The sequence below is a fragment of the Streptomyces sp. NRRL WC-3549 genome (assembly GCF_000721935.1).
In the GTDB taxonomy this organism is placed as follows: Bacteria; Actinomycetota; Actinomycetes; order Streptomycetales; family Streptomycetaceae; genus Streptomyces.
Map to the genome: position 1 here is coordinate 49,079 of NZ_KL585393.1, position 338 is coordinate 49,416.

Here is a 338-nt window from a genome sequence, read left to right on the forward strand (position 1 = left end):
GGACCCCGCCGTGCGTCATGGCGGCGGCCGCCTCGTCGAGGGTCCACGCGGGAGACGCGAAGACGACGTCGGTGGTGGTGTGGGAGCCGGCGGTCTCGACGTCCGGGTCCTGCCCGGCCCCCACCGCGATGAGGACGTCGCGCTCGGTGATGATCCCGAGGCCGCAGGTGTCGGGGTCGTGGACGACGGCGGCTCCGATGCGGCGGGCCGACATCAGCCGGGCCGCCTGGCGGAGGGTGTGGGCGGGTCCGATGGTGAGGACCACCGTGCTCATGGCGTCGTGGACATGCATGAAGGGAGCCACCTCCTGCGGGGGCGAGCCGTGAACCGGCTCCCGC

Annotated in this window: 1 protein-coding gene; it reads right to left on the minus strand. The window is 74.0% G+C overall.

Annotated elements, in window-relative coordinates:
- The coding region (locus IH13_RS0110075) for a CBS domain-containing protein (protein ID WP_063837423.1) at window positions 1–292 on the minus strand (292 nt) is incomplete at its 3' end.
- Window positions 293–338: the final 46 nt, after the last annotated feature.